General features: G+C 65.4%; 16 protein-coding genes and 1 tRNA gene. 10 read left to right on the forward strand and 7 right to left on the reverse strand.

Translation table 11 applies throughout. The features are described 5' to 3' along the window. The first annotated feature begins 52 nt into the window (after window positions 1-52). Together AB4Y73_RS05015 and AB4Y73_RS05020 are read left to right on the forward strand one after the other, a co-directional pair. Window positions 53-1210 (forward strand): NAD(P)-dependent alcohol dehydrogenase, encoded by a 1158-nt coding sequence (locus AB4Y73_RS05015; RefSeq protein WP_441869340.1) that lies wholly within the window; start codon window positions 53-55, stop codon window positions 1208-1210. Further along, window positions 1207-1635: an HIT family protein gene (locus AB4Y73_RS05020; protein ID WP_441869343.1), complete on the forward strand. Its 429-nt coding sequence runs from the start codon at window positions 1207-1209 to the stop codon at window positions 1633-1635. Before AB4Y73_RS05015 ends, AB4Y73_RS05020 begins: the two co-directional genes overlap by 4 nt. On the opposite strand, the gene hrpA is transcribed toward AB4Y73_RS05020, so the two are convergent. The 7 genes from hrpA to AB4Y73_RS05055 form a co-directional block, all read right to left on the reverse strand. Beyond that, window positions 1632-5603 carry an ATP-dependent RNA helicase HrpA gene (gene hrpA / locus AB4Y73_RS05025; protein WP_441869346.1) on the reverse strand — a complete coding sequence of 1324 codons (3972 nt, stop codon included), beginning with the start codon at window positions 5601-5603 and terminating at the stop codon, window positions 1632-1634. The two genes, AB4Y73_RS05020 and hrpA, sit on opposite strands and share 4 nt — an antisense overlap. Window positions 5604-5678: 75 nt before the next feature. Beyond that, window positions 5679-5978, reverse strand: a complete 300-nt coding sequence (locus AB4Y73_RS05030; RefSeq protein WP_441869349.1) for a protealysin inhibitor emfourin — start codon at window positions 5976-5978, stop codon at window positions 5679-5681. A 61-nt stretch (window positions 5979-6039) separates the two neighbouring features. Continuing rightward, complete coding sequence (locus AB4Y73_RS05035; RefSeq protein WP_441869794.1) at window positions 6040-7071, reverse strand: M4 family metallopeptidase; 1032 nt, start codon at window positions 7069-7071, stop codon at window positions 6040-6042. A gap of 236 nt (window positions 7072-7307) precedes the next feature. Beyond that, window positions 7308-7380 (reverse strand) — tRNA-Arg (locus AB4Y73_RS05040). Window positions 7381-7511: 131 nt separating this feature from the next. Beyond that, window positions 7512-9068 (reverse strand): FAD-dependent oxidoreductase, encoded by a 1557-nt coding sequence (locus tag AB4Y73_RS05045; RefSeq protein ID WP_441869352.1) that lies wholly within the window; start codon window positions 9066-9068, stop codon window positions 7512-7514. Beyond that, window positions 9065-9937: an FAD:protein FMN transferase gene (locus AB4Y73_RS05050; protein ID WP_441869355.1), complete on the reverse strand. Its 873-nt coding sequence runs from the start codon at window positions 9935-9937 to the stop codon at window positions 9065-9067. Before AB4Y73_RS05050 ends, AB4Y73_RS05045 begins: the two co-directional genes overlap by 4 nt. 3 nt (window positions 9938-9940) lie before the next feature. Continuing rightward, entirely contained in the window at window positions 9941-10414 is a 474-nt protein-coding gene (locus tag AB4Y73_RS05055; protein WP_441869358.1) for an FMN-binding protein, read from the reverse strand. A 181-nt stretch (window positions 10415-10595) separates the two neighbouring features. On the opposite strand from AB4Y73_RS05055, the gene argS reads away from it, so the two are divergent. The 8 genes from argS (at window position 10596) to prmC (ending at window position 21831) form a co-directional block, all read left to right on the forward strand. Continuing rightward, window positions 10596-12245 carry an arginine--tRNA ligase gene (gene argS, locus AB4Y73_RS05060; protein WP_441869361.1) on the forward strand — a complete coding sequence of 550 codons (1650 nt, stop codon included), beginning with the start codon at window positions 10596-10598 and terminating at the stop codon, window positions 12243-12245. Window positions 12246-12250: 5 nt separating this feature from the next. After that, the gene (gene lysA, locus AB4Y73_RS05065) at window positions 12251-13735 is read left to right on the forward strand and encodes a diaminopimelate decarboxylase (RefSeq protein ID WP_441869364.1); all 1485 of its coding nucleotides are present in this window, start codon (window positions 12251-12253) and stop codon (window positions 13733-13735) included. Continuing rightward, a complete protein-coding gene (locus AB4Y73_RS05070) occupies window positions 13736-15052 on the forward strand; it encodes a homoserine dehydrogenase (RefSeq protein WP_441869367.1) in 1317 nt (438 codons plus the stop codon). Then, entirely contained in the window at window positions 15053-16159 is a 1107-nt protein-coding gene (thrC, locus tag AB4Y73_RS05075) for a threonine synthase (protein WP_441869369.1), read from the forward strand. It begins immediately after the preceding gene. Between the two features lie 2 nt (window positions 16160-16161). Then, a complete protein-coding gene (thrB, locus tag AB4Y73_RS05080; protein ID WP_441869372.1) occupies window positions 16162-17136 on the forward strand; it encodes a homoserine kinase in 975 nt (324 codons plus the stop codon). Between the two features lie 301 nt (window positions 17137-17437). Beyond that, entirely contained in the window at window positions 17438-19630 is a 2193-nt protein-coding gene (gene rho / locus AB4Y73_RS05085) for a transcription termination factor Rho (RefSeq protein WP_441869375.1), read from the forward strand. 233 nt (window positions 19631-19863) lie between these two features. Then, window positions 19864-20937, forward strand: a complete 1074-nt coding sequence (prfA, locus tag AB4Y73_RS05090) for a peptide chain release factor 1 (RefSeq protein ID WP_441869378.1) — start codon at window positions 19864-19866, stop codon at window positions 20935-20937. A 24-nt stretch (window positions 20938-20961) separates the two neighbouring features. Then, window positions 20962-21831 carry a peptide chain release factor N(5)-glutamine methyltransferase gene (gene prmC / locus AB4Y73_RS05095; RefSeq protein ID WP_441869381.1) on the forward strand — a complete coding sequence of 290 codons (870 nt, stop codon included), beginning with the start codon at window positions 20962-20964 and terminating at the stop codon, window positions 21829-21831. Window positions 21832-21837 lie beyond the last annotated feature (6 nt).

Below are 21837 nucleotides of genomic sequence, written 5' to 3' on the forward strand. Positions count from 1 at the left end.
CTGGCAGGCCCCAAGTGGCAAAGCCCGGGCCTCCGGGGGTAGCGTCGCAGGTATGACCCCAGGACGCCCTGTACCACCGCCCCTTGCCCGCCCGGTGTTGCCCGCCGATACCCCTGTTCCCGGATCCGGTCTCGGCCGGATGGCAGCGGCGTACGGCGCCGTCTCCGAGGACAGCGGACTGGTGCCCCTGACGCTGGCCCGACGCGCCCCCAAAGCGGACGACGTGGAGATCGCCATCGAATTCTGCGGGCTGTGCCATTCAGACGTACATGCCACCCGCGGTGAATGGGGTGCCCAGAATTATCCCTTGGTGCCCGGCCACGAAATCGTGGGGACCGTCAGCCGTGTGGGCTCTGCAGTGGAAGACTTCGCCCCGGGAGAGCGCGTGGGCGTGGGGTGCATGGTTGATTCCTGCCGCGAATGCGACAGCTGCCTGGACGGCCTGGAGCAGTACTGCGAAAACGGCATGACCGGCACCTACGGTGGCAAGGATTCGCGCAACGGCGACGTGATCACCCAGGGCGGCTACTCGTCCTCCGTGGTGGTGGACCGACGCTACGTGGTCCGGGTGCCTGCGAATCTTGACCCGGCCGCCGTCGCGCCTTTGCTCTGTGCCGGAGTCACCACCTTCTCCCCGTTGCGGCATTTCGACGTGGGGGAAGGCGACGTGGTGGGCGTGGTGGGCCTGGGCGGGCTCGGGCACATGGCGGTGAAGCTCGCCAAGGCCATGGGGGCCGTGGTCAGGGTTTTCACCACCTCCGAGGCTAAGGTGCCGGCAGCCCTGGAGCTCGGAGCTGACGAGGTCATCCTGTCCCGGGATGAGGATGCCATGGCCGCCGCGGACCGCAGCATCGACCTCATCATTGACACCGTGGCCGCGCCGCACGACCTGAACCCGTACTTCCGCACCCTGCGCGTGGATGGTGCGCTGTTCCAGCTGGGGCTGCCCGCTGATGCCATGCCTCCGGTCAACCCGAGGTCGCTGATGCGCCGGCGGCTGGCGTACGCGGGCTCGATGATCGGCGGAATTGCCGAGACGCAGGAGATGCTGGACTTCTGCGCCGAACATAACGTGGTGGCAGACATCGAACTGGTGTCCGCAGACCAGCTGAATGAGGCCTACCGCCGGATGGTGGCGGGCGACGTCAAATACCGTTTTGTGCTGGACACCAGCACCCTGCAGGCCCCGGCCGAGGAGGCAGACGCATGAGCACCCTGTTCACCAAGATCATCAACGGTGAGATCCCGGGACGATTCGTCTGGCGCGAGGCGGACGTCGCGGCATTCCTGACCACGGGTCCGCTGGCCGACGGGCACACTTTGGTGGTTCCCACCGAGGAGGTGGACCGCTGGACCGATGCTTCACCGGAAACCCTCGCGAAGGTGATGGAGGTGGCCCGGCGGATCGGCGCCGTCCAGCTGGACATTTTTCCCGCAGAACGGGCCGGCCTGATCGTGGCCGGGTACGAGATCAACCACATGCACGTCCATGTGTGGCCGTCCCGAAGCATGGCTGACTTCGACTTCGCCTCGGTGGACCACAACCCGGACCCGGCCGTGCTGGACGCGAATGCGGAGAAGCTGCGTGCAGGGCTCCGGGCGGCGGGTTACACGGAGTTTGTTCCGGAAAGCTAGGCGGGTGCCAGTGCCTTGTTCAGGACGGCCCTGATCCGCTTTTCGGAGACCGAATAGGCGGTTCCAAGCTCGACCGCGAACAGGCTCACACGGAGTTCCTCGATCATCCAGCGCACCTGGGCCAACTCGGCGCCCACCCGCCGCCCCGGCAGCAGTGCCGACACGGCGTCGTCGTAGTCGTCCTCCAGCCGCTGGACCGCAGCCATGTTCAGGGCATCCCGCTGGACGTTGCCGGGCAGGCGCTCGAGGCGCTTCTCGATGGCCGCGAGGTAGCGCGGAAGCTGGCTCAGCTGGGCGAACCCGGTGCGGGCCACGAAGCCTGGGAACACCAGCTGCTCGAGCTGGCTTTTGATGTCGTTGAGTGCGCTAATCAAGGCCAGGCTGGTTGTTCCTTTGAGCTGCTTTTCGATCCGCCGGGTGCTGGCGAGGATGCGCTCCACCACCGCCGTCACACTGAATACCGTGTCGATCAGTTCGGCGCGGACCTGTTCGTAGAGGGCGTCGAAGGACTCTTTGTCCCAGGGGACCTCGGCCGGGGTCAGCTTGTCCACGGCGGCCAGGGCGCAGTCGGCGATCAGTGCCGAGACTGAACCGTGCGGGTTCTGGCTGAAGGTGAGCTTTTCGGTGTTGTTGAGGTGCTCCAGCACGTAGCGGTCGGGCGCTGGAACACGCAGTGCCAGCAGCCGGATGACGCCGCCACGCATGGCCGCCAGCTGTTCCGAAGACGTCTGGAACACACGCAGCGCAACCGACGTTCCTTCATCCACAAGCGCAGGATAGCCAGTGACAGTGTGGCCGTTGACCGTGTTGCTGACCTGGCGCTGTACGGTGCCGAAGCTCCACTCGGTCAGGCCGCTCTGCTCCCTGAAACCCGCACCGTTGCCAGTTGCGGCGCCTGCCGCAGGGCCACCGGACGGCGATTCTGTCCTCCCCGAGCTGCCGGTCCCGGACTTTGCGGAGGACCGCGGCGCCGTGGTACCGGGAGTTGCCCCCAGGGACTCGGCGATGGCGCGGCGTGTTGCCGGTGCCAGGCGCTCCTGCAGGGCAGCGAGGTTCTTACCCTCGTCAAGTACCTTGCCCTTGCTGTCGACCACTTTGAAGCTCACCCGCAAGTGTGAAGGCACGGCATCCCAGTTCCAGGAGCCCGGCGGGATGACCTGGCCGCGGATCCGGCGCAGGGCCAGCTCCAGCGAGGCTTCGAGTTCGTCGTTGGCCGGGTCAAAGTCCGCCTCAAGCGCGGCCACGGCCTGGCGGGCCACGTCCGGTGCCGGGACGAAGTTCTTCCGGATCTGCTTGGGCAGGGATTTGATCAGGGCAGTCACCAGTTCCACACGCTGGCCCGGGATCAGCCAGCGGAACGCCTTGTCGTCCAGCTGGTTGAGGAAAAGCACCGGCACTTCGGCCGTGACGCCGTCGGACGGGTTGGGTGGCGAGCCAGGCGCTACAGGGTGGAACTCATAGGTCAGCGGCAGCTCGAAGCCCTTGTGCAGGAGCGTCCCGGGGTAGGCAGCCTCGTCCAGGTTGTCGGCTTCTTCATTGAGCAGCAGGGACTTGTCATAGTCCAAAAGGTCCGGGTTCTTCTGCCGGGCGTCCTTCCACCATTTGTCGAAGTGGCGCTCAGACACCACGTCGGGGCCGATCCGGGCGTCGTAGAACTCAAACAGCGTTTCGTCGTCCACCAGGAGGTCGCGCCGGCGCATCCTGGCCTCGAGCTCCTCCACTTCGAGGAGCAGGGCGCGGTTGCGGTGGAAGAACTTGTGGTGCGTTTTCCAGTCGCCCTCCACCAGGGCATGCCGGATGAACAGCTCACGGGCCAGCACCGGATCCACGCGGCTGTAGTTGACCCGGCGCTGGGGAATGATGGGGACACCATAGAGCGTGACCTTTTCATACGCCATCACCGCGCCCATTTTGGTGGACCAGTGGGGTTCGCTGTAGCTGCGCTTAACGAGGTCCGGCGCCACTTGTTCGGCCCACACAGGATCGAACTTGGCGGCGACCCTGGCCCACAGCCGGCTTGTTTCGACGAGTTCGGCAGCCATCACGAAAGTGGGGGACTTTTTGAACAGTGCCGACCCCGGGAAAATCGCGAACCGGCTGCCGCGTGCGCCGGCGTATTCGCGCTTGCGGTCGTCAAGGATGCCGATGTGGCTGAGCAGGCCGGACAGCAGGCTGATGTGGACGCCCTCGTGGTTGCCCACAGGATCGGCGAGGCGTTTATTGTCCAGGCTGATGCCCAGCGGCCGGGCAAGCTGCCGGAGCTGCGCGAACAGGTCCTGCCATTCCCGGACACGGAGGTAGTTGATGAACTCGTTGCGGCAGAGCCGGCGGAACTGGGTGGAAGAGAGTTCCTGCTGCTTTTCCTGGATGTAGTTCCACAGATTCAGGAAGCCGGTGAAGTCTGAGTTCTCGTCACGGAAACGGGCATGCTTCTCCGCTGCGAGCTGCTGCTTGTCCGTCGGGCGTTCGCGGGGGTCCTGGATGGTGAGTGCCGCTGCCAGGATCATCACTTCCCGGACGCAACCGCGCTTGCCGGCTTCAACAATCATCCGGCCCAGCCGGGGATCGACAGGCAGTTGGGCAAGTTTCTGCCCGACGGCGGTCAGGCCGCCGCTTTGAGCGTCCCCTGGCCTGACGGGGCTCAACGCGCCGAGTTCGCGTAGGAGCGTGACGCCGTCGTTGATTGCCCGCGAATCCGGCGGCTCCACAAAGGGGAAGTTTTCGACGTCTTTAGGACCCCGCGCCACCCCCATGGCTGTCATCTGCAGGATGACGGCGGCGAGGTTGGTGCGGAGGATCTCCGGATCCGTGAACAGCGGACGGGATTCGAAGTCCTCCTCCGAGTACAGCCGGATAGCGATGCCGTCGGACACGCGTCCGCACCGGCCGGAGCGCTGGTTCGCGGACGCCTGGGAGACACGTTCAATGGGCAGGCGCTGCACCTTGGTGCGGTGCGAGTAGCGCGAGATGCGCGCGGTGCCGGTGTCGATGACGTATTTGATCCCCGGAACGGTCAGGGACGTCTCGGCCACGTTGGTGGCCAGCACAATACGGCGCTTGCTGCCCGGGTGGAAGACCTTGTGCTGTTCCTGCAGGCTGAGCCGGGCGAAAAGCGGCAGGACCTCCGTCCCGGCCAAACGGCGGTTGGACTGGATCCTCGCTTGGAGTGCGTCAGCGGCGTCGCGGATTTCGCGCTCGCCGGAGAAGAAGATCAGGATGTCGCCCGGTGCTTCATCCGCGAGTTCGTCCACGGCGTCGCAGACGGCGTCGAGGGGATCGCGGTCCTCTTCGAGTTCGTCGTCGGACGTGTTGTCTTCATCGTCTGCGTCATCACCTGCGGAGCGGGCCCCGCCGGCGGGCTGGGACAGCGGCCGGTAGCGGATTTCCACCGGGAACGTGCGGCCGGAGACTTCGATGATGGGGGAGGGCTCCGCCTCGCTGCCGAAGTGCTTGGCGAAACGCTCCGGATCGATGGTGGCGGAGGTGATGATGATCTTCAGGTCGGGGCGCTGGGGCAGGATGCGCTTGAGGTAGCCGAGGATGAAGTCGATGTTGAGGCTGCGCTCGTGGGCCTCGTCAATGATGATGGCGTTGTATTTTCGCAGCAGCTTGTCGCGCTGGATTTCTGCGAGCAAGATGCCGTCCGTCATCAGCTTGACCTTGGTGGACCGGCCGACTTCGCCCGTGAAGCGCACCTGGAAGCCGACTTCCTGGCCAATCTCCACGCCCAGTTCCTCGGCGATGCGCTCCGCTACCGTGCGCGCTGCAAGCCGGCGGGGCTGGGTGTGCCCGATCAGGCCGTTATCGCCCAGGCCCAGTTCGAGGCACATCTTGGGGATCTGGGTGGTCTTCCCGGAGCCGGTCTCGCCGGCGATGATGGTCACCTGGTTCGCTGCAATGGCAGCCATCAGGTCCTCGCGGCGCTCGGAGACGGGCAGCTCAGCAGGGTAGGAGATATGAAATGTCATGGCTGCAGCCAGTCTACTGGGGCCGCGTGTGATTCCAGCCCTGCGGGGCGCCTGGCAAGTAGTGGACGCTGCGGTTTAGCCGGATTCTTCTGACGCGGCCCGTGTGCTGTCTACCAGCACCCGCCACGGTCCGGTGACACTCTTCTCGGGGAGGGCCGCTCGCCGTTCCCCTGCCCGGATTGCGTAGATGAACCTGTCCGGCTGGCTGCCCTCCGCTGCCTGTGATGCTGCGCGGACGGTCTTGGGTACCGCGTCCCAGGGGCATGCCTCGACGATCGGCTGCCACTGGTTCCTGGCGACTTCGGTGTCGGCCGTAACGGTCCACACACGGGTCAGCGCGGCGACCCCGCCGGTGCGCTCCACACTTATTTTCATCGCGTGGTTCCTGGGCTTTCCTGCAGCTTGGCTGCCGGCTGACCGGCAGCCAAGCGTTGGCTTAGAGCTTGACCTTTACAGTTTCCCACGCCGTGCGGACGGCGTCATGCTCGGTTGAACCGGACCCGAACAGCTCCACCGCAGCCGCCGCCGTCGTGCGCGCAAAAACGCTGAACGTGGCGGTGGCCGGCAGCGAACCGCCGGTGAGGGTCTCGTACCAGATCTGGCCCGGAGCTTCCCAGGCGTTGCCGCCCAGGGCTTCCGCTGTGAGGTAAAAGGCCCGGTTGGGGATGCCGGAGTTGATGTGTACGCCGCCGTTATCAGCGCTGGTGCGCACGTAGGAGTCCATCGAGTCCGGCTGCGGATCCTTGCCCAGCACGTCGTCGTCGTAGGCGGTGCCTGGCGCCTTCATCGAGCGCAGGGCTGATCCTTGCACCTGCGCGGTGAACAGGCCTTCGCCGATCAGCCAAATCGCCTCCGGGACGGACTGCTTCTTTACGTACTGCTCAACGAGCACGCCGAAGACGTCGGACATGGACTCGTTGATGGCACCGGCCTGGTTCCGGTAGGCCAGCCCCGCCGAGAACTGAGTGACTCCGTGGGTGAGTTCGTGGCCGATAACGCTCAGCGATCGCGTAAACCGTTCGAAGACCTGGCCGTCGCCGTCGCCGAAGACCATCTGCTTGCCGTCCCAGAAGGCATTGTCGTAGAGCTTCCCGAAATGCACGCTCGCATCAAGGGGTAGACCGGCGCCATCGATGGAGTTACGGCCGAAGATGTCAGCGAAGAGGCGGTGGGTGTTCCCCAGGCCCTCGTAGGCCTCATCGGCGGCGACATCTCCGGATGTCGGATCGCCTTCCTTGCGCACCAACTTTCCAGGCAGGGTCTCGGAGCCGGCGGCATCGTAAATGCTCCGGCTTGGCGGCCCGGGCTTGGCATCACGTACGCCGGGCGGAACAGCGGGCCTTGGCGCCGTCCGGGCGGATTGGACCGACCGCACATGGCTCAGTGCTTCTTTTGCTGCCCGTGCGGCAGCGGAAAACTGCGGCGCATCCTGACGGGCCAGCCGCCGCAGAATGTAGGGCGGGATGATGAAACAGCAGCCCTCTGAATGATCCCGCGCTGGCGGATGGTGTGCTGGCGTAGGCTGGTCTGTCGGCTGAATGATGTACCCCCTCGATCGGTGAATTCAGACTACGAGGGGGCGCTGACAATCCGGGGGAGGCCACTCGGTCATGGCCGGAATGTCTTATGGCAGGCACCAAGCCAACGTCAGTGCCGAAACAGCAAAACCCCGCCACTTCGTTGAAGTGACGGGGTTCTTCTCTGTGCCCTCGATAGGATTCGAACCTACGACCTTCTGCTCCGGAGGCAGACGCTCTATCCCCTGAGCTACGAGGGCAATTCAGGGATCCTGCCGATGCTGGCGGGACGTCCTAGAGCTTAGCAGGAAGGTGGCCCGCAATGAAAAACGTGGTGCCGTGAGCCGCCTCTGCGGGCGAATAGTCCGCAATCCACCAGCGTGCCGAAACCTCAGTAGCCGGAAAACGAGTCCACCTGCACCCGGCGCGCACCTGCGTTCCTGGCCGCACGGCGCAGCGAAGCGACGCTCGCGGGGGACCCCGAAACGTAGACGGTCCGATCCGCAATATCCGGCACAAGAGCCAGCAGCGATGGCCCGTCCAGCCGGGACCCGGAGACAGTTCTCTCCGGCATCGCTGTCCCGGCGTCGCTAATGAACGACGGCGGGGCGGAGCCATCGGCGAGGCGGGCAACGATCCGTGCGCCCGACGCTTCCAGTTCCCTGGCGTAGGCGATCTCCTCGGCGTTCCGTGCCAAGAGCAGGAGAACCACATCCCGGTCCCGGGCGGCGCCTGACGCCAACTGCGCGAGGTACGGCGTGATGCCGATGCCTGCTGCGATAAGCAGTACCGGCGTCCGGGGGTCGCGGGGCAGCACAAAATCGCCGCCTACGGATGTCCCCGCCACCTGGTCACCGGGCTTCAGGGCAAGGAGTGCTTTCTTGGCGGCCGAAAACGGCTCAGAGGTCCGCACGCCAAACGTCACCGTGTCCGAACCCGGGGAGCTGGTCAGGCTGAACACCCGGCGTCGGCCTTTGCCGTCCGGCTTCGCGTGCGGCAGGTCCAGTTCCATGTACTGCCCGGGCACAAAGCGGACCGGGCGGGAGGGGTGAAAGGCAAACTCTGTGGTGCTTGGCGTCAAAGCCCGGGAGCCCGTGAACGTCAGCCTCAGGCCGCCCCGCTGACCCACTGCAAACGCCAGTAGGTTGCCGATAAGCAGGGCCAGTTCGGGGGAATTGGCGAGGAACCCGAAGTTGTAAGGCACTGCGAATACCCCGCCAACAACGGCCGCCAGCGCAAGCTGATGCCAGCGGCGCGGTGGCAGTGTCAGCGGCTCGGTCAGCATAAAGCCGACGAAAAAGAACAGGGGCCGCTGCGCCAGGGCCTGCCAGAGCGCACCGCCCAAAGTTATCCCGGCCTGCAGCAGTTCCGAGGTCACTATGGACGTTGCCACCACGAGGAAGACAGCTGCCATCAGGAACTTCCGGGTGCGGTACAGCACCAGCAGAACGCCCGGTACCAGGAGCCATAGCATGGCCGGGGTTGCCGCCCACCAGGTGGCGACGTTCAGCCCCGTCAGCCCGGTCACGAATGCACCGGTGACGGCGGGGTTGAAGAAGTGCCGGCCCCGCCAGGCCAGCGCGTATTTGGAGGCAGAAGCAAGCACGCAGGCCAAGGCCACACCCGCTACGTCCATGGGCGAAAGCGACGGCCAGAAAAGGAAGTACAGCAGCAGGCCGGTGATCAGCGACGACTCTGAATGCGGCCGCACACGGAACAGCGCGGCAAGGGCCCGGTTGGAGGCATAAGTCAGGCCAAGGCACAAAGCCAGGTGCACCAGCATCTCGGGGATGCCGAAGGTCAGCCACCCCAGGGCGTCAAGAAGCAGGCTGTACACGGCAAGAGCGGCGAGTACCAGCAGGATCAGCCGGTACATCGTGTACTTCCCCAGCAAGGTGTCCAGCCGGCCGGCCGGGGAAACAGCCGTGGGGGTATCAACGGGGCTCATGTGAACAGTGTCCCTTCAAATCCGGCCGAAAAGGCGGCACTTCCATCCGAAAATACTGTCAGCCAGGAAAAATCGAAAGTGCGCTCCAGCGCGGCGCCCGGGACGAAGAACAAGGCCGTGGCCAGCGCGTCAGCCAGCATGGTGTCCGCCGCCATGGTCCACGTGGCCACGGCAGTGGTGACGGGCCGGCCCGTGGTGCCGTCAAGGACATGATGCAAGCCGTCACCCCACACCCGGCGGTTGGAGGCAGAGGCGCACAGTGCACCGCCGGAGACCGGAACGGTGCCGATGGCCTTGGTTGGATCGTACGGGTGCTCCAGCGCGACGGTGATAACGTCCGGACCTGCATACAACAGGTCACCGCTGGCATCGATGAGGAAGCTGCCATGACCGTGCGAACGCAATTCGGCGGCCAGGAGATCCACCAGTTGGCCCTTCCCGGCGGCGCCGATGTCCAGCACAACGGGCACATGGTTGGTGAGGACCGTGCCATCCCAGTCCAGGACGTCTTCCCAACGGGGTGCGGCCCTGGGCGGCCCCGCGGGCCGCAGCGAGTAGTCGGCGTCGTAGCCCAATTGCGCAAGGCTGCCGCCGATCAGCGGAGTCATTGCCCCTGCTGAGAGGCGGTACAGCGAACGGTATAGCCCGCCAAGCGCCGCGGCCTCCGCGGGAAACTCATGCCGCCCCGGCTTACGGCCCATGACACTGACGGTGGAATCCGGACGGAACCGCGACCACTCGCCGTCGTACGCTTCCACCACGGCCAGAAGCCGTGCGCGGACGCCGGCCGAAAGCGGCCGGGGCGTGCTGATTTCCCAACGGGTACCGATCCCGTCAAAGCGGAACTCCGACCAGTCGGGCTGCGGCACGGCCTACTGGGCCTCCGACTTGATCTTTTCTACCGCCTGGTTGAACCCGCCGCTGGTCAGGGAGGAGCCTGCAACCTTGGAGACCTTCAGCGCGTCAATGCTCTTCCCCACCACCTGCGAGGCGATCCCGCCGGCAAACTCGCCCTGGAACTTTCGGGTGTTCGGGTTGGAGGGGTGCTGGGTGATGTTGACGGCGGTGACCGTCCCGGACGCGAGCGTCAGTTCCACGCCCACGGTTTCAGTGCCGTTCGGGGACACGTAGGTGCCGTCGGCGCTGTACGTGCCGTCCTTGTAGACGGAACCGCTGCCAGCCAGGGATGACGACGTGCCAGTCGCTGTGGTTGCGCCTGCGGAACTGTTGCCGGCTGAGGGAGGTGTTGCTCCCTGTGTTGGCGTCGGCGCGCAGCCGGCGACCGTTCCGGCGAGGGACAGGCCGGCGATTCCGGCGAAAACACTCTTGCGGACTGACGGTCTCATAACGGGGCTCGTTTCGTGGGCTGGGTGCTTACGGTGTACTCAACGTCGGAATCAGCGTAATGGTTCACCCTGTGAAGCAGCCGCGCGGCCGCGATAGGCCATGAGTCTTCCCGGGCAGGCCGCCCCGGTCACCGTGCGGGCTCAAATTCCTCCACGTGGCGGGCCCCGGTAGGCTAGAGGGGTGACTCCCGAAGAACTCTCCCTCGCCATATCCGCCTGCCTGAAAGATGCCGTCGCCGCCGGCGAAATCGGACTTTCCGCCTCAGCTGTTCCTGCTGAGGTGCGGGTGGAGCGACCGAAGAACCGGGAACACGGTGACTGGGCCACCAACATCGCCCTGCAGCTGTCCAAGCAGGCCGGCACCAATCCGCGCGAGTTTGCCACCATCCTGAGCGCCCGGCTTAAGACCATCGACGGCGTCGCTGCCGTGGACATTGCCGGTCCCGGCTTCCTGAACATCACGGTGGACGCTGCCGCCGCGGGGGCCCTGGCGAAGGCCATCGTGGAAGCCGGCCCCGACTACGGCACCAACACCGCGCTCGCCGGCCACACCGTCAACATGGAGTTTGTTTCGGCGAACCCCACCGGCCCCCTGCACATCGGCCACACCCGTTGGGCAGCCCTGGGCGACGCCATCGCCCGTGTCCTGCGGGCTTCCGGCGCCGACGTCACCGCGGAGTACTACATCAATGACGCCGGCACGCAGATGAACACCTTCGCCCAGTCGGTCTACAACCGGCTCCACGGCCTCCCCGTGCCTGACGGCGGATACCCCGGCCAGTACATCGCGGACCTCGGTCATGAGGTGCTCAGCGAACACCCGGACATCCGTGAGCTGACTGAAGTCGCTGCGATTCCCGTGATCCGCGCTGCGGCCTACCAGGCCCAGATGAAGGACATCCAGGCCACGCTCGCGGATTTCGGTGTCGAATTCGATGTGTTCTTCTCCGAGCAGGAACTGCACGACGCCGGCGCGATCGGAAGTGCCGTTGCCCGCCTTCGCGAGCAGGGCCACGTGTTCGACGACGGCGGTGCGGTCTGGCTGCGCACCACGGACTTTGGGGATGACAAGGACCGCGTGATGGTCCGGGCCAACGGCGAGCCCACCTATTTTGCCGCCGACGCCGCTTACTACCTCTCCAAGAAGGACCGCGGCTTTACCGAGAAGATCTACCTTCTTGGTGCGGACCACCACGGTTACATCAACCGTCTCAAGGCCATCGCGGCGGCGGCGGGCGATGATCCGGAGGTCAACATCGAGGTGCTCATCGGCCAGCTGGTCTCTGTCAACGGTGCCAAGTTGTCCAAGCGTGCCGGCAACATCATCGAGCTCAAGGACCTCATCGACTGGCTCGGCAAGGACGCGGTGCGCTACTCGCTGGCCCGCTTCCCTGCGGATTCGCCGCTGACGCTGGACCCCGACCTGCTCAAGAAGCACAGCAACGAGAACCCTGTCTTCTACGTGCAGTACGCCCACGCGCGTACCCGCGGCGCAGCACGCAACGCCGTGGCGGCCGGTGTGGACCGCAGCGCCTTCGAGGCCTCGCTCTTGGACCATGCCACCGAAAACGAACTGCTCTCCTGCCTGGGCAGCTACCCCTCCATCGTGGCCAAAGCCGCCGAACTGCGCGAACCGCACCGCATCGCCCGCCACCTTGAGGTCATCGCCGGCGCCTATCACCGTTGGTATGACGCCTGCCGCATCGCTCCCATGGGCGACGAAGCCGTCACAGACGTCAACCGCACCCGCTTGTGGCTCAACGATGCCACCAGCCAGGTGCTGGCCAACGGCCTGGACCTCCTTGGCGTTTCTGCTCCGGAACGGATGTGATGGCAGTGCCCAACACCAGTAACCGCGCCGCATCCCCGCTGGCCCCTGACTGGCTTGCCGTTCCGGCCGATCTGAATGCCTTGCACCAGCCGCTGTGGGCCCAGGGCGTTGACCGGAACGACGACGGCGAACTCGCCATTGACGGCATCCCGGTCAGCGAGCTGCAAAGGCAGTACGGAACACCGCTATTTGTCATGAGCGAGAATGATTTCCGGGCGCGCGCCCGCGCCTTCAGTGACGCGTTCAACAATGCGTTCGCTGACATCTGCGGGGGAGTGGACGTCTATTACGCAGGGAAGTCGTTCCTCTGCACTTCCGTGGTGCGGTGGGTTGAGGAGGAAGGCCTGCGGCTGGACACGGCCTCCGGCGGGGAACTGGCAGTCGCTGCCCGGGCCGGCATCCCCGGCGCGGATGTGGCCTTGCACGGAAACAACAAGTCCGACGCCGAAATCCACCGCGCCCTGGACATGAAACTGGGCCGGATCGTGGTGGACAGCCTCGACGAACTCCAGCGCGTCGCGAAGATCGCAGAAGGCCGCGGCGAGCAGGCCAAGGTCATGCTGCGGCTCACTCCCGGCGTGCATGCCCACACCCACGAGTTCATCGCCACCGCCCACGAGGACCAGAAGTTCGGCCTCTCCATGGCGGAGGACACCACCGAGCAGGCTGGTCTGTCAGCAGCGGAAGAGGCAGTGGCAGCGGCATCGAGCTATCCCGGCATCGACCTGCTGGGGCTGCACTGCCACATCGGTTCCCAGATCTTTGAGCCTGAGGGCTTTGCCGTGGCTGCCGAAAAGCTCCTCCGCTTCCTTGCCGCCATGCAGGAAAAATACTCCATCGTGATGCCCGAACTGGACCTGGGCGGCGGCTACGGGATTGCCTACACCCCCGTCGATACCCCCCGCCCCGCTGCCGAGATCGCACAGGCCATGGCCGCCGTCGTGCGTTCCACCTGCGCGGACCTTGGCATCACGTCACCCCGGATTTCCATCGAACCGGGCCGCGCGATCGTGGGCAGCACCACCTTCACGCTGTACGAGGTGGGCACCCTCAAGACGGTGCGGGTGGACGCTGCCGCCGCCGGAGCAGCGGAAACAGCCGGAACCGGGGCGGAAAACGTTACGTATCCGCGCCGCTATGTGTCAGTTGATGGCGGCATGAGCGATAACGCCCGCCCGGTGCTCTACGACGCGGATTATTCGGCCATTCTGGCTTCGCGCACCTCAGCTGCGGCACCGGAACTGTCCCGAGTGGTGGGCAAACATTGCGAGAGCGGCGACATAGTTGTTAGAGATGTATATCTGCCCGAGGACGTGGCAGCCGGTGATCTGCTTGCTGTACCGGGGACCGGCGCCTACTGCTGGGCCTTGTCAAGCAACTACAACTATCTGGCGAGGCCGGGCGTTGTCGCGGTGCGCGACGGATCTGCCCGGCTGATTGTCCGCGGGGAAACCGAAGAAGATCTGCTCAACCGCGACATGGGAGTCTGAATGACTGAAATGCGAACCCTGAAGGTGGCCCTGCTGGGCTGTGGCAACGTTGGGGCCCAGGTTGCGCGGATTCTCATTGAGGACGCCGACACCCTGGCCGCCCGCACGGGAGCGCGACTGCAGCTCAGCGGCATCGCGGTGCGAAACGTGAACGCCAAGCGCGACGTGGAGCTTCCGCAGGAACTGTTCACCACCGACGCCGAAACCCTGGTCAAGGACGCCGACCTAGTAATAGAACTCATGGGCGGCATTGAGCCGGCCCGCACGCTGATCCTCTCCGCGCTGAGCAACGGCGCCTGCGTCGTTACTGGCAACAAGGCACTGCTCGCCCAGGACGGACCCACGCTCTACGAAGAGGCTGACAAGGCCGGCGTCCAGCTGTCCTATGAGGCAGCCGTGGCCGGAGCCATCCCCATCCTGCGGCCCATCAGGGACAGCCTTTCCGGCGACCGGATCACCCGGGTGCTGGGCATCGTCAACGGCACCACCAACTTCATCCTGGATCAGATGGATTCCACCGGCGCACAGTTCGCCGATGCCCTCGCTGAGGCCCAGCGCCTCGGCTACGCGGAAGCGGACCCCACCGCCGACATCGAAGGCCACGACGCCGCCGCGAAGGCTGCGATCCTTGCCACGCTGTCCTTCCACACCCGGTTCGCGCTGGAAAACGTCCACTGCGAAGGCATCACCTCCGTCACAGCTGATGACATTGCAGCGGCCAAGGACGCCGGTTTTGTCATCAAGCTGCTGGCGATTGCAGAAAAGCTGACTGATCCCGACGGCGGCGAAGGCGTTTCGGTGCGCGTGCACCCCACGCTGCTGCCGCGGGAGCACCCGCTGGCGGCTGTCCGGGGCGCCTTCAACGCGGTGTTCATCGAGGCTGAAAACGCCGGTGAACTGATGTTTTACGGCCAGGGCGCCGGCGGCACCCCGACGGCGTCGGCCGTGCTTGGCGACCTTGTCTCCGCGGCCCGCCGCCTGGTGCTGGGCGGACCCCAGCGCACCGAAACCACCACCGGGCACATTCCGGCACTTCCCATCGACGCGGCCACCACCAGCTACTACATCGGCCTGGACGTCGCGGACCAGCCCGGCGTCCTGGCACGCATCGCCCAGCTCTTCGCCGAACACGGTGTATCCATCGAAACCATGCGGCAGACCATCCATACCGACGCCGAATCCAACACGCAATCTGCCGAACTGCGGATCGTCACACACCGAGCATCAGAGGCCGCCCTCGCGGCCACCGTCGAGGCCGTCAAGGGCCTGGACGTCATCAATTCAGTTACATCCGTTCTGCGGGTAGAAGGAGTCTAAGTGGCTCACCAATGGCGCGGCGTTATCCGCGAATACGCTGACCGTCTGCCCGTGACGGAATCCACCCGGGTCATCACCCTGGGTGAAGGCGGCACCCCGCTGGTCCACGCGCAGAAGCTGTCTGAACTGACCGGCTCCACCGTGTACCTGAAGGTGGAGGGGATGAACCCCACCGGCTCGTTCAAGGACCGCGGCATGACCATGGCCATGACCGCTGCCGTGGAATCCGGTGCGAAGGCCGTTGTGTGCGCCTCCACCGGCAACACGTCGGCCTCCGCCGCCGCCTACGCCACCGCTGCCGGGCTGACGTGCGCCGTGCTGGTGCCCGAAGGCAAGATTTCCATGGGAAAGCTGAGCCAGGCCATCGCGCACGGCGCCACCCTGCTGCAGGTGGACGGCAACTTCGATAACTGCCTGGATATCGCCCGGAAGCTGGGAGAGTCCTACCCGGTATTCCTGGTCAACTCCGTGAATCCTGCCCGGATCCAGGGCCAGAAGACGGGCGCGTTCGAGATTGTTGACGCTCTCGGTGACGCGCCGGACATCCACGTCCTGCCCGTCGGAAACGCCGGCAACATCACGGCGTACTGGAAGGGGTACAAGGAGTACTCTGAACCGTTCGAGTCCGCAACGGCGGGCACCCTTGCGCCCGTGTCCACGAAAACGCCGCAGATGTGGGGCTTCCAGGCCGCCGGTGCTGCCCCGTTCGTGGCCGGTCACCCCATTACGGAACCGGACACCATCGCCACCGCCATCCGGATTGGCAACCCGGCCTCATGGGACGGCGCCATCGCGGCCCGCGACGAGTCCGGCGGCTTCATCGACGCCGTGACTGACGAGCAGATCCTGGAGGCCCACCGCTGGCTGTCCGCCCGCGAAGGCGTTTTTGTGGAGCCTGGCTCCGCGGCCGGAGTGGCGGGCCTGCTCAAGAAGCACGCCGCCGGGCAAGTTCCTGCCGGCAAGACGATCGTCATTACCGTTACGGGCCACGGCCTGAAAGACCCCCAGTGGGCCCTGCGGACCGAGGATGGCAGCGAAGTGCAGCCCGTCAAGGTCCCCAACGACGTTGTCACCGTTGCGGCTGAACTGGGACTGGAAGAAAAGTAGCCTTGAAAACCACCGCGCCAACCACCGTTGTCCTGCCCCTGATCGAGGCGGGACAACGGGTCACCGTCAGGGTTCCCGCCACCAGCGCCAACCTCGGTCCGGGATATGACAGCCTGGGCCTTGCCCTGGCACTGCATGACACCCTGACGGTGGAAAGCCTCGAAACCGATGAGCTGCTCTTCGAGCTCAGCGGAGAGGGGGCGGAAAGCCTGCCGCGCGATGCCACCCACCTCGTGGTCCGGGCCATGGAGGCCGCTTTCGCACGTCTGGGCTACCGGCACGGCGGGCTCCGGATTACGGCGACGAACGTCAATCCCCATGGGCGTGGCCTGGGCTCGTCGGCCTCTGCGGTGGTGGCCGCAGTGTCCGCCGCCAACGCCATGGTGCCGGCTGCGGGGCAGCGTGGGCGGGACTGGATCCTGCAACTCACCAGCGAGATGGAGGGCCACCCGGACAACGTCGCGCCCGCGATTTTCGGCGGCCTGGCGCTGTCATGGCAGGACAGTGACCAGTACAGGAGTACCTGCGCCACGGTGGTGGGCTCGGTCATCCCCATCGTGGCAGTTCCGGACTTTGAACTGTCCACCGAAGCGGCCCGGGCGCTGCTGCCTGCATCCGTAGGCCACCACGCCGCGGCGATGAACTCCGGCCGGGCTGCCCTTCTCATCCATGCGCTGACACACAAGCCGGAATTTCTGCTCGCCGGCACCGAAGACTACCTCCACCAGAGCTACCGGGCAGAAGCCATGCGGCCCAGCGCCGCCCTCATCAGGGCATTGCGCAGTGCAGGCCATGCAGCAGTTGTTTCCGGTGCCGGGCCCACCGTGCTTGTCCTCGCCAACGGCGAAGCTGAAGCCGCGGAAATACTCGCCCTGATCGAATCCTTCACTGCGGCCAACACGCCAGGCATCGGCTGGCGTGTTCTGAAGCTGGCAGTGGACGTTGAAGGTGCTAAGGTGGACTTACACCGGCGGTAATTCCGCCTATCTGATCCGCAACTGCATTTCAGTTGTACCTGATCTCCTACTGCGCAATATTTTCCGGTGTCACCTGCTTGGTCTGTCGCAGGAATCTGCAGCCTCCACCTGTCTGCCCCTGGACCGTCAGCCCGGCGCCCCGCCATTAATCGGTGCGTGAGGTGAATCAGTATCCGGCCCTGCTGGCCGAAATCCAACCGGCAAGGCCGAAAAATCCCGGCTGCAGATCTGAACTGCAGCCCAGATCAAATCATCGCGTCCAGCTCCCAGTCTGGACGCCGTCGAGGGGGAAGGATCCTTCGTGACCGAAACCACTGAGCTGTCTCCAGCTGTGGACACACTAACTTCTGCTGCCGGACCGGCTGCACCCGCCAAGAGCAGCGGGCTAGCCGGCCTGAAGCTCGCTCAGCTGCAGGCACTTGCCAGCCAGTTGGGGATCTCCGGCGGATCCCGCATGCGCAAGGGAGACCTGGTTACGGCCATTTCCGCCCACCGTGCTGGCACTTCGGCCACCAAGGCTCCGGCCAAGGTTGCTGACAAAGCCACTGAAAACCACGTTGCTGCCGCGGCCCCGGTAGCAGCAGCCCCCGTGGCTGCCGGCGAAGCCGAAGCGCCGGCCGCTGATGCAACCCGCGCCCGTGGCCGTGGTCGCAGCCGCCGCGCCGTCAGCGACGGCGTCGTTGCAGCTCCCGCTGCTGCAGCCGCTGAAGCTCCGGTGGCCGCGCCGGCCGAAGCTCCGGTGGCCGCGCCGGCCGAGTCCGGCGAGGCAGCTGAGGCTGCCGGTGAACGGCGCCAGCCGCGGACCCGCAACCGCCGTCGCGGTGAAGCAGCCGCACAGGCAACCGCTCAGCACGCAGGCGACGTCACCGAAGCGCCGGCCGAGAAGCCCGCCGACGATCAGCGCCAGACCGACCGTGCTGAAACCCAGCGCACCGAAACCCAGCGCACTGAAACCCAGGGCGCTGAATCAGGGGACGGCCTGCGCACTGACCGTCGCGAAAGCGGCCGCACCCGCGCTGGCCGTGACACCAATGCCCGCGACAACAACGTCCGCGACAACGCAGATGGCGGCCGCGACAATGCAGGCAGCCGCGAGGCCGGCCAGCGTGAAGGCACCCGCCGCGATGACAGCCGCGACAATTCCCGCGACAACGACGATTCTGACGGCGGCAGCCGCCGGAACCGCCGTAACCGGCGCGACCGCAACGACCGCTCCGGCGGCCAGGACAACCGGGACAACGCCCGTAACGATCGTTTCCGCGACCGCAACGACCGCCGTCGTGGACGCGCCCAGGGTCCGGACGTCGACGACGTCGAGGTGACCGAGGACGATGTCCTGCTGCCCGTAGCCGGCATCCTGGACGTCTTGGAGAACTACGCGTTCATCCGTACATCCGGCTACCTGCCGGGCCCGAACGACGTTTACGTTTCCCTCGCCCAGGTCAAGAAGTACAACCTGCGCAAGGGTGACGCCGTGGTGGGCGCCATCCGTGCACCGCGTGACGGCGAGGACCGCAGCCAGCAGTCCGCCCGCCAGAAGTTCAACGCCCTGGTCCGTGTCACCTCCGTGAACGGAAAGACGCCGGAAGAACTCAAGGACCGCGTCGAATTCGCCAAGCTGGTTCCGCTGTACCCGTCCGAGCGCCTGCGTCTCGAGACGGACCCCAAGAAGATCGGCCCCCGCGTCATTGACCTGGTTGCCCCGATCGGCAAGGGCCAGCGCGGCCTGATCGTCTCCCCGCCGAAGGCAGGCAAGACGCTGATCCTGCAGTCCATCGCCAACGCCATCACCACCAACAATCCTGAGGTCCACCTCATGATGGTGCTCGTTGACGAACGTCCTGAAGAAGTCACGGACATGCAGCGCACGGTCAAGGGCGAGGTCATTGCCTCCACCTTCGACCGGCCCGCAGATGACCACACCACCGTTGCCGAGCTCTCCATCGAACGCGCCAAGCGCCTCGTGGAAATGGGCATGGACGTTGTGGTTCTCCTCGACTCCATGACCCGCCTGGGCCGCGCCTACAACCTGGCAGCGCCGGCCTCCGGCCGTATCCTGTCCGGTGGTGTCGACTCCGCGGCGCTGTACCCGCCGAAGCGCTTCTTCGGTGCAGCGCGAAACATCGAAAACGGCGGCTCGCTCACCATCCTGGCGACGGCCCTCGTGGAGACCGGTTCCAAGATGGACGAGGTCATCTTCGAAGAGTTCAAGGGCACCGGCAACATGGAGCTCCGCCTGTCCCGCCAGCTGGCAGACAAGCGCATCTTCCCGGCCGTGGACGTCAACGCGTCCGGTACCCGCCGCGAAGAGAACCTGCTTTCCCCCGAGGAAGTCAAGATCATGTGGAAGCTGCGCCGCGTCCTCTCCGGACTCGAAACGCAGCAGAGCCTTGAGCTGCTGACCAACAAGATCCGGGAGACCCAGAGCAACGTTGAGTTCCTGATGCAGGTGCAAAAGACAACGCTGGGTGCGAAGTCGGATAACGACAAGTAGCTGAGCTCACCGCTAGTAATGGCGGTCCCGCGCGCTGACGCCGCACGGATTTTCCGCCCCCGCCCCTACGCTGGGAGGCTTACGATCTTCGATCGTTTGCCTCCCAGCTCCGGCAGGCCCGATGCCACTCCCGGGGCGGAAAATCCGTGCGGCTTCGTCGTTAAGTCGCCTTCTCGCGTCTCGCCAAACTTGTGGCATTAGTAGACTTGTAAGAGTCGAAAGAGGTTTTGAAAATGTTTGAGTCCGTACAGGGCCTGCTTGATGAGCATGATGCTATCCAGGCGCAGCTGGGGGATCCTGCTGTTTATGCTGACCAGCGGCTGGCCCGGAAGCTGGGGCGGCGGTCTGCCCAGCTGAACGGCATTGTTGAGGCGTATCACAAGTGGGAAGCAATCCAGGATGACCTGGCTGCCGCCAAGGAGATGGCGGGGGAGGACCCTGAGTTTGCTGCCGAGGTGCCTGAACTTGAGGCTGCCTTGGAGAACGCCTCTGCGAAACTTCGCCGGCTGCTCATTCCTCGCGACCCTGACGACGCCCGCAACGTGATCCTTGAGGTCAAAGGCGGTGAAGGCGGCGACGAAGCTGCCCTGTTCGCCGGTGACCTTCTGCGGATGTACACCCGGTACGCCGAATCCCGTGGCTGGAAGACCGAACTTATTTCCGCCACCGAGTCTGACCTGGGCGGTTACAAAGATGTCCAGATGGCGGTCAAGGGGAACTCGAACGACCCCGCAGAGGGTGTTTACGCCCGGCTCAAGTTCGAGGGAGGCGTCCACCGCGTCCAGCGTGTGCCCGTCACTGAATCGCAGGGCCGGATTCACACCTCCGCGGCAGGCGTCCTGGTGCTGCCCGAGGTTGACGAGCCCGAGGAGCTGGACATCAACCAGAACGACCTCAAGATCGACGTCTACCGTTCGTCGGGTCCGGGTGGCCAGTCCGTGAACACCACGGACTCCGCTGTCCGTATCACGCACCTTCCCACCGGCATTGTGGTGGCCATGCAGAACGAGAAATCCCAGCTGCAGAACCGCGAGGCCGGCATGCGCGTGCTCCGCGCCCGCATCCTGGCGCACCAGCAGGAGATCATCGACGCCGAAAACTCGGCCCAGCGGAAGTCCCAGATCCGCACTATGGACCGTTCGGAGCGCATCCGCACCTACAACTACCCGGAAAACCGCATCGCGGACCACCGCACCGGCTACAAGGCATACAACCTGGACCAGGTCATGAACGGCGACCTGGAACCGGTCATCCAGTCCGCCATCGAGATGGACGAACAGGCACGCCTGGACGCCATCGGCGACTAACCGGTTGTTGGGAACTGCACAGATATGACAACCAGCTCGGAAAAGTCGCTGGCGGCTGCCGTCAGCGAGGCCGCGGCGATCCTCCGGGACGCCGGGGTCCCGAGCCCCCGCGTCGACGCCGAGCTGCTCGCGGATCATCTGCTCGGCGTTGGGCTCGGCCGGCTCCGGGCCATGATGCTGGGGGACTCGCCTGCGCCTGAGGGCTACGCAGAACTCGTCGCCGAGCGGGCACGGCGCATCCCCCTGCAGCACATCACCGGGGTGGCCCACTTCAGGTACCTGGAACTCGCCGTCGGGCCGGGAGTCTTTATCCCGCGTCCCGAAACGGAGTCGGTGGTCCAACTGGTCATCGACCATGTCAAGGGCATGGCGCACCCGCGGATTGTGGATCTGGGCACGGGATCCGGGGCCATCGCCGGTGCCATCGCCCACGAGGTACCCGGCGCTGAAGTCCACGCCGTGGAATACAGCCCGTTCGCCCACGCCTGGGCAGCCAGGAACCTGGCGCCGCTGGGTGTCACTCTCACCCTGGGGGACCTGCGGGACGCGCTGCCGGAACTCAACGGAACCTTCGACGTCGTGGTTTCCAACCCGCCGTACATCCCCGCGGAAGCCATCCCCCATGAACCCGAAGTAGCCCTGCACGATCCTCCCGAAGCCCTGTACGGCGGGGGAGCGGACGGAATGGAACTTCCGACGGCGGCGGCCGCCTCGGCCGCCCGGCTGCTTGTTCCCGGCGGCTACTTTGTGATGGAACACGCCGAAGTCCAGGCTGCCTGGATTGCCCGCATGATGGAGCGCACCGGTGCCTGGGCGGAGATCACCACGCACCTGGACCTTAACGGCAAGGAACGCGCCACCAGCGCCGTGCTTGCCGGCCCGCGCCACGACTGATGAAAG

It is taken from the genome of Pseudarthrobacter sp. TAF60_1, from assembly GCF_052113505.1.
Lineage (GTDB): Bacteria > Actinomycetota > Actinomycetes > Actinomycetales > Micrococcaceae > Arthrobacter.